At 67.8% G+C, this 6,915-nt stretch carries 7 protein-coding genes; 4 read left to right on the top strand and 3 right to left on the bottom strand.

Features of this window, described 5'->3' with window-relative positions:
- Window positions 1-217: 217 nt before the first annotated feature.
- Window positions 218-772: an NUDIX hydrolase gene (locus tag QZT59_RS01835; RefSeq protein ID WP_290810521.1), complete on the bottom strand. Its 555-nt coding sequence runs from the start codon at window positions 770-772 to the stop codon at window positions 218-220.
- Window positions 773-1,095: 323 nt separating this feature from the next.
- On the opposite strand from QZT59_RS01835, the gene QZT59_RS01830 reads away from it, so the two are divergent.
- The 4 genes from QZT59_RS01830 to QZT59_RS01815 all read left to right on the top strand — a co-directional run bounded on the left by QZT59_RS01830 (window position 1,096) and on the right by QZT59_RS01815 (window position 5,052).
- Window positions 1,096-1,371: a PadR family transcriptional regulator gene (locus QZT59_RS01830; RefSeq protein ID WP_290810518.1), complete on the top strand. Its 276-nt coding sequence runs from the start codon at window positions 1,096-1,098 to the stop codon at window positions 1,369-1,371.
- 761 nt (window positions 1,372-2,132) lie between these two features.
- Window positions 2,133-3,791 (top strand): glutamine hydrolyzing CTP synthase, encoded by a 1,659-nt coding sequence (gene pyrG, locus QZT59_RS01825; RefSeq protein WP_290810515.1) that lies wholly within the window; start codon window positions 2,133-2,135, stop codon window positions 3,789-3,791.
- Window positions 3,791-4,708: a glutamine-hydrolyzing GMP synthase gene (gene guaA / locus QZT59_RS01820; protein WP_290810512.1), complete on the top strand. Its 918-nt coding sequence runs from the start codon at window positions 3,791-3,793 to the stop codon at window positions 4,706-4,708. Before pyrG ends, guaA begins: the two co-directional genes overlap by 1 nt.
- Window positions 4,705-5,052: a CTP synthetase gene (locus QZT59_RS01815; protein WP_290810509.1), complete on the top strand. Its 348-nt coding sequence runs from the start codon at window positions 4,705-4,707 to the stop codon at window positions 5,050-5,052. Before guaA ends, QZT59_RS01815 begins: the two co-directional genes overlap by 4 nt.
- A 428-nt stretch (window positions 5,053-5,480) precedes the next feature.
- Here QZT59_RS01815 and QZT59_RS01810 read toward each other — a convergent pair whose 3' ends face one another.
- Both QZT59_RS01810 and QZT59_RS01805 read right to left on the bottom strand, forming a co-directional pair.
- Window positions 5,481-6,179 (bottom strand): 5-formyltetrahydrofolate cyclo-ligase, encoded by a 699-nt coding sequence (locus QZT59_RS01810; protein ID WP_290810506.1) that lies wholly within the window; start codon window positions 6,177-6,179, stop codon window positions 5,481-5,483.
- A 144-nt stretch (window positions 6,180-6,323) separates the two neighbouring features.
- Entirely contained in the window at window positions 6,324-6,890 is a 567-nt protein-coding gene (locus tag QZT59_RS01805) for a molybdenum cofactor biosynthesis protein B (RefSeq protein ID WP_290810504.1), read from the bottom strand.
- Window positions 6,891-6,915 lie beyond the last annotated feature (25 nt).

Here is a 6,915-nt window from a genome sequence, read left to right as displayed (position 1 = left end):
GACGAAGAAGTCGATGACGAAGAAGTCGATGACGAGGAAGAGATGGACGACGGCGAGGACGATGAGGAAGACGACGAGGCGCCCTCGATCGCGGCGCTGACCTGATCGCCGGGGCGACTCACGCGAGCGGATTTTTTCGCCGACCGATTCCGAGCGGCGAGGCCGTTCCGATCCGCAGTGCCGGCGCCGCCGCGAGGGATCGCGGGTGAGGAACGGATTACGAATCGTCGCCGACCAGCTCGTAGTACGAGACGGCCAGCGCCGTCCTCCCGTCCCGGACGTCTCCGGCGACGACGGCCTCGCGCAGGTCGGGATACGGGGTTGCGCGAACGTCAATGGACTCGTCGGCGTCGAGTCGCTGCTCGGCGGTCGGGCGACAGCCGCGGGCGACGAAGACGTGCCGGACGCTGTCCGCGAAGCCGTTCGCCGGCTCGACGGTGAGCAGCGGCTCGACCGTCTCGGCCTCGTAGCCCGTCTCCTCCGCGAGCTCGCGTCGGGCGGCCGCCGGGATGTCCTCGTCCGACGGCTCGACGCCGCCGGCCGGGATCCCGACGTTCGTGCGCTCGACCGCCTGGCGCCACTCCTCGACGAGGACGACGTTCTCGTCGGGCGTGAACGCCAGCACCGCCACGCTCGGGGGCTCGGAGAGGTAGTCGAAATCGGTCTCGACGCCGTCGGGGAGGCGAACGGTCTCGGTAATCACGTCGAATCCCGGGCAGGCGTACGCTACCTCGCGATCGAGGGTCTCCCAGGCGAGCGGATCGTCTGACATACCCGGAGCTACGCGGGTCGGTCGCAAAAGTGGCGCGTCGCGCGGTCGGCGGGGAGGCCTCCTCCGCACCGCTGAACGGTCGTCATCGCGATCGAATCGGCCAGTTTGGGGCCTAACGACGCCATTTTCTCGCCATCAAGTCGACCGTCGGCTCTCGCCCACGCCGCCAGATGTCGTCCGCGCCGTCGGGTCCGAGCGTCCTCGAAATCGGCGGATTAGGCCGTCGAGACGACCGCTACGCGCCACCTTCGTCCCGACCGCCAGCACGTACCTCGTTCATAACAAAGCCACAGTCCCGGCAACGGTCATTTTCAGAGGGTTCCATGGATCAGCTCACCGGCTTTCAACGAGACCTGCTGTACGTCATCGCCGGGATGGACCGACCGTCCGGCCAGGAGATTCTGGACGACATCAACGACTACGTCGACCAGCCCGTCACTCACGGGCGCCTCTATCCGAACCTGGACGCTCTCGTCGAGCACGACCTGGTCGAGAAGGGGCAGCTCGACCGCCGGACGAATTATTACGCGCTGACGCCGAAGGGCCGACGCGCGCTCGAGAACCGACAGGAGTGGGTCGAACGCTACGTCGAACCGTAGCGACCCTCCTGTTTGGTCGCGGATCCCGCATCGTCAGCCACGGCACCGCCGGTGAGGGAACTCGATCCGACGGCCCGACGCGGATCGACGTCGAGCGGCGGACGTCCGACAGCGTGCGAACGATCGCATCGGACAGCGTGCGAACAGACGCATCGAACAGCGTACGAGCAGACGCATCGAACAGCGTACGAGCAGACGCATCGAACAGCGTGCGAGCAGTCGCGTCGGTCAGCGGCGTAGACGGGTGGCGAGGATCCTGGAGCGAGAGGCGTCAGACGGGAACGAGACGGCGTGACCGCCTCACGGTCGCCGGCACGGGGATGGATCGACCGCGTGCGAGGAGAGCGTCGGAACGGCGCCGGCAACTCGAGGGAGCGAACTGAGATTCCTCGGCGCGTGATCGGAACGATCGCGTCGGTCGGCTGTGCCATCTGGTCGCCCGTGGTGATCGGCGAGGACGCTGATCCGCGGCCGATACGAACGGCGCCGGCATCCACCCGCGGCCGATACGAACGGCGCCGGCATCCACCCGCGGTCGACAAGAACGGTGCCGGTACCTTTCCGTGGACGGTCCTGACGGCGGTCACCCTGCGGCCGTTCTCGTCTGCAGCCGCCGGGGACCGGCGCGACCCCCCGAGGGTAGGCTGTCGCTATCCCGGTAAACGACCCCTTTCGGAGCGGTCCAGCCGGCCGGTCGTGACGGACTGGCACTGACGGTGCGGTCCCGAAATCGTTTTCACCCAGACTCGCGCAGAGTCGGTATGCCGACGGAATCGGACACTCATTACGACCCCAGCCTGGGGAACAAGTTCATCTTCGTCACCGGCGGGGTGATGTCGGGGCTCGGGAAGGGCATCACGGCCGCGAGCACCGGCCGACTCCTCGAGAACGCCGGGTTCGACGTGACCGCGGTGAAGGTCGATCCCTACCTCAACGTCGACGCCGGGACGATGAACCCCTTCCAGCACGGGGAGGTCTACGTCCTGAAAGACGGCGGCGAGGTCGACCTCGACCTGGGGAACTACGAGCGGTTCCTGGGGATCGACATGACCTCCGATCACAACATCACGACGGGCAAGACCTACCAGCACGTCATCGAGAAAGAGCGCGCCGGGGACTACCTGGGCAAGACCGTCCAGATCATCCCGCACATCACCGACGACATCAAGCGCCGGATCCGCGAGGCCGCCGAGGGCCACGACGTCTGCATCGTCGAGGTCGGCGGCACGGTCGGCGACATCGAGGGGATGCCCTACCTCGAGGCGCTGCGCCAGTTCGCCCACGAAGAGCCCGAAGAGAACGTCCTCTTCGTCCACGTGACGCTGGTTCCGTACTCGAAAAACGGCGAGCAAAAGACCAAACCCACCCAGCACTCGGTGAAGGAAGTTCGCTCGATCGGCCTCCAGCCCGACGTCATCGTGGGACGCTCGGACGAGAAGCTCGCACCGGAGACGAAAGAGAAGATCGCGCTCTTCTGTGACATTCCCACCGAAGCGGTCTTTTCGAACCCGGACGTCGAGGACGTCTACCACGTTCCCCTCGTCGTCGAGGAGGAGGGGCTCGACCAGTACGTCCTCGAACGCCTCGGTTTGGCGGAGGACGCCCTGCCACAGGGTCAGCGCGCCAGCGAGTGGCGAGAGATCGTCACGTGCGAGAAGACCGGAACCGTCGAGATCGCCCTCGTCGGCAAGTACGACCTCGAAGACGCCTACATGTCGATCCACGAGTCGCTCAAGCACGCCGGCTTCGAGCTGGGAGTCGACGTCGAGACCCGCTGGGTCGACGCCGACGAGATGGCCGACAGACACGTCGAGCGTCTGCGCGAGGCCGACGGGATCGTCGTCCCGGGCGGCTTCGGCATGCGCGGGACCGAAGGTAAGATCCGTGCGATCGAGTACGCCCGCGAGAACGACGTCCCGTTTCTCGGCCTCTGTCTCGGCTTCCAGATGGCCGTCGTCGAGTACGCCCGCAACGTCCTCGGCTACGAGGGGGCCCACTCGGCGGAGATGGAGGAGGACACGCCGCACCCGGTCATCGACATCCTCCCCGAGCAGTACGAAGTCGAGAACATGGGCGGGACGATGCGCCTCGGCGAACACACGACGGTCATCGAGCCGGAGACCCTGGCCTACGAACTCTACGGCGACACCTCCTGCACGGAGCGTCACCGCCACCGTTACGAGGTCAACCCCGAGTACTTCGAGGACTTCGCGGACGAACCCTTCGTCTTCTCGGGGACCGCCGGCAACCGGATGGAGATTCTCGAACTCGAGGGCCACCCGTTCTTCCTCGGGACGCAGTTCCACCCCGAGTACAGTTCGCGACCGGACGATCCGAGCCCGCCGTTCGTCGGGTTCGTCGAGGCGGTGCTGGAGCGGACGGGCGCGGGCCGCGACGCCGACACGGAGGTGACCGTCTGATGGTCGACGTCGAGACGTTCGTCCCCGAGGCGATCGAGGAGATCGGCGAGGAGATCGGCGACGCGAACGCCGTCATCGCGCTCTCGGGCGGGGTCGACTCCTCCGTGGCGGCCGCGCTGGCCTACGAGGCGATCGGCGAGCGCCTGACGCCGGTGTACGTCGACACCGGCCTGATGCGCAAGGGCGAGACCGACCAGATCCGAGAGACGTTCGACTACATGGAGTCGCTGCGGATCGTCGACGCCAAAGACCGGTTCCTCGGCGAACTCGAGGGCGTGACCGATCCCGAGGAGAAGCGCCACGTCATCGGCGAGCAGTTCATCCGGGAGTTCGAGCGGGAGGCGAGAGATGCCGACGCCGACTACCTCGTCCAGGGGACGATCTATCCCGATCGGATAGAGAGCGAGGGCGGCATCAAGTCTCACCACAACGTCGGCGGCCTGCCGGAGGTCGTCGACTTCGACGGCATCGTCGAGCCCGTCCGCGACCTCTACAAGGACGAGGTGCGGGAGGTCGCCCGACACCTCGGACTCGACGAGCTCGTCGCCGAGCGAATGCCGTTCCCCGGCCCCGGCCTCGCCGTCCGCGTGATCGGCGAGGTCACCGAGGAGAAGCTCGACGTGGCCCGCGAGGCCTGTCACGTGGTCGAGGAGGAACTCGAGAAGTACGAACCGTGGCAGGCGCTCGCGGCGGTGATCGGCAAAGCCACGGGCGTGAAAGGCGACAACCGCGTCCACGGCTGGGTCGTCTCCGTCCGCTCGGTCGACTCCCGCGACGGGATGACCGCCAGGGCCCAGGAGATCGACTGGGAGACCCTCCAGCGGATCCAGTCCCGCATCACCGGGGAGAACGAGACCGTCGCCCGCGTCGTCTACGACGTCACCCACAAACCGCCCGCGACCATCGAGTACGAATGAGTTCGAACACGGACGGCCGGACGGCCATCGTCGCCGGCCCGGACGAGGACGGGATCGGCGCCGCGCTCGAGGACGAGGGCGTCGCGGTGACGCGCCTCGAGGAGGTCGCGACTCGGCCCGCCCTCGAGGAAGCCGGGGTCGGGTCGGCGGACCTCTTCGTGCTCACCGACGTCGCACAGGCGACGTCCATCCCGATCGCACGCGACCTCACCGACGAGCTGCGGATCGTGGTCTACGCGACCGACACGCTCCCGGAGTTCGTCAGGGGACAGCTCGACCTCGCGGTCGACCCCCGGATCGCCGACGCGAACGTGGTCGCGGAAGAAATTGCCGGGATTCGCTAAACAGCGTTATTGAACGCTCTGAACCCCGATATCAAGGATTTGAACGCGGCTCAATTCTGGTTTACTGTCGGTAACGGTGCTACACGGTCGGCGCCATTGAAGTCCGATCGAGTCCACAAATCGAAACGGAGGTAACGGGCACCAGTTGCGGTCGATAGTTCGCCGATCCCGTGCTTCCAGCAATCCCACCACAGCACCCTTCAGGAGTGCCACACTGAGGGCCGGGCCTAGCACCTCCCGGCCCTCCGTTCTTTCGTACGCGAGCGACGGCGACGGTCGTCGCCGCGGCCGGTCGACGTAGCGTCCCCGCGGTTTCCGCGTCCGGTCAGCATCGGGTCCACGCAGTCGTGGCGACCTGTCGCATCGCGCCCACCGCCGCGGCCGGTCGACGTAGCGTCCACACCGTCGCGGCCAGCGTCCGCTCGCGCTCAGTCGCGGAGCGACGACAGCGCGGGAATCTCCTCGAGCCGATCGTCGTCGAGCAGGTCCCAGTCGATCCCCGTCGGCCGGTCGTCCGCCTCGGTCCGGATCACCCGTTCCGGCGTGCCGACCAGATCGATCCGGACGTCGTGATCGGCGTCGTCGATACCGTCGACCACCTGCCGTTCGTGAACCGTCGTGGCGACGGTCGTCCCGTCGCCGACGAGCCCGCGTTCGGCGAGGAGGGCGAACTCCAGGTCGCTGTAGCCCTCGCCCTTGCCGACTCGTGCGCCGTCCGCCGAGACGGCGACGCTCCCGGAGACGATCAGGTCGATCGGCGCCACCTCGTCCGGAGCGACCGGCCGTCCGTGCTCGGAGATACCCGAGACGGTCGTCGCCGCGTCGACGTCCTCGACCTCGGTCGGGTCGAGTTCAAGAAAACACCGTTCGTCGCTGAGCCGCGGGACGGCCACGTAGAGGCGCTTCCCGTCGCGCAGCGCCCGCCTCCGAACCGGCAGTTGCGGCGCGTCGGGGTTCGCCTTGATCGTCTCCGCGGTCCGCCACGCCGACCGGTCGGCGAGCCGATCGGCCGCCTCCGTCGCGCCGGCGTAGTTCGGAATCCGCCCGTGGGGCGGGAACGGAAAGCGGGCGACCCCGGACTCCTCGAGGTCGTCCCAGACGCGCTCGCGGATCGTCTCCTTGGTCATCGACCGACCGTTCGGGCCGGCAGGTGTTGAGCCTTGACGGTTCGTCGCCGCCGAGTGCCGTCCGCTCAGCGACCCGCAACGGCCGGATCGACTCGGTCTCGCCGCCGAGGCCGCACCGCCACGTCGCGAAGCGGCCGGACCGGCTCAGTCGTCGTCCTCGTCACCCCGGGCTGTTGCCACCAACCGGACCGCTTCCGGTTCGATCAGCTCCTCGATCGCCAGTCGCGTCGCCTCGGCGTTGCCGGGGAGACAGAACACGGGAACGCCGTCGACGATCCCCGCCTCGGTCCGACCGCCGATCGCGCGCGTGCCGATCCGTTCGATCGCCCGGATCGCGTACGCGTACCGGAAGGTCGGAAGGTCCTTCTCGAGGATCGGGCGCACCGCCTCGACGGTGACGTCGGAGGGCTCGATCCCGGTGGAGCCGGCCGCGACGACGAGGTCGACGTCGTCGCGGTCCACGAGGCGCGACACCGCCGACTGCACGTTGTCGTGGCTCGCGTCGATCCGCTCGCGGACGGCGACCTCGTGATCCGCCGCCTCGACCGCGCTCACGATCTCCCCGGTCGGTTCGTCGTCTTCGATCCCGCGGTCGCCCGAGACGGTGACGACGGCGAATCCGAGCGGGCCGTCGATCCCCGGCCTTCGCTCGTCACCCGCCGGACGATCGCCGTCCACCGTCGCCGACTCGCTCCCGCGGGCGTCTGCCATACGGTCGATTCTCCCGGGACGATCA

Source organism: Halovivax sp. (genome assembly GCA_007119345.1).
GTDB lineage: Archaea > Halobacteriota > Halobacteria > Halobacteriales > Natrialbaceae > Halovivax.
This window is presented reverse-complemented; position numbering and strand designations above follow the sequence as displayed.

Coding starts and splice junctions, on each gene's coding strand:
- QZT59_RS01835 (WP_290810521.1), bottom strand. CDS start 772: ATGTCAGACGATCCGCTCGCCTGGGAGACCCTCGATCGCGAGGTAGCG.
- QZT59_RS01830 (WP_290810518.1), top strand. CDS start 1,096: ATGGATCAGCTCACCGGCTTTCAACGAGACCTGCTGTACGTCATCGCC.
- pyrG (WP_290810515.1), top strand. CDS start 2,133: ATGCCGACGGAATCGGACACTCATTACGACCCCAGCCTGGGGAACAAG.
- guaA (WP_290810512.1), top strand. CDS start 3,791: ATGGTCGACGTCGAGACGTTCGTCCCCGAGGCGATCGAGGAGATCGGC.
- QZT59_RS01815 (WP_290810509.1), top strand. CDS start 4,705: ATGAGTTCGAACACGGACGGCCGGACGGCCATCGTCGCCGGCCCGGAC.
- QZT59_RS01810 (WP_290810506.1), bottom strand. CDS start 6,179: ATGACCAAGGAGACGATCCGCGAGCGCGTCTGGGACGACCTCGAGGAG.
- QZT59_RS01805 (WP_290810504.1), bottom strand. CDS start 6,890: ATGGCAGACGCCCGCGGGAGCGAGTCGGCGACGGTGGACGGCGATCGT.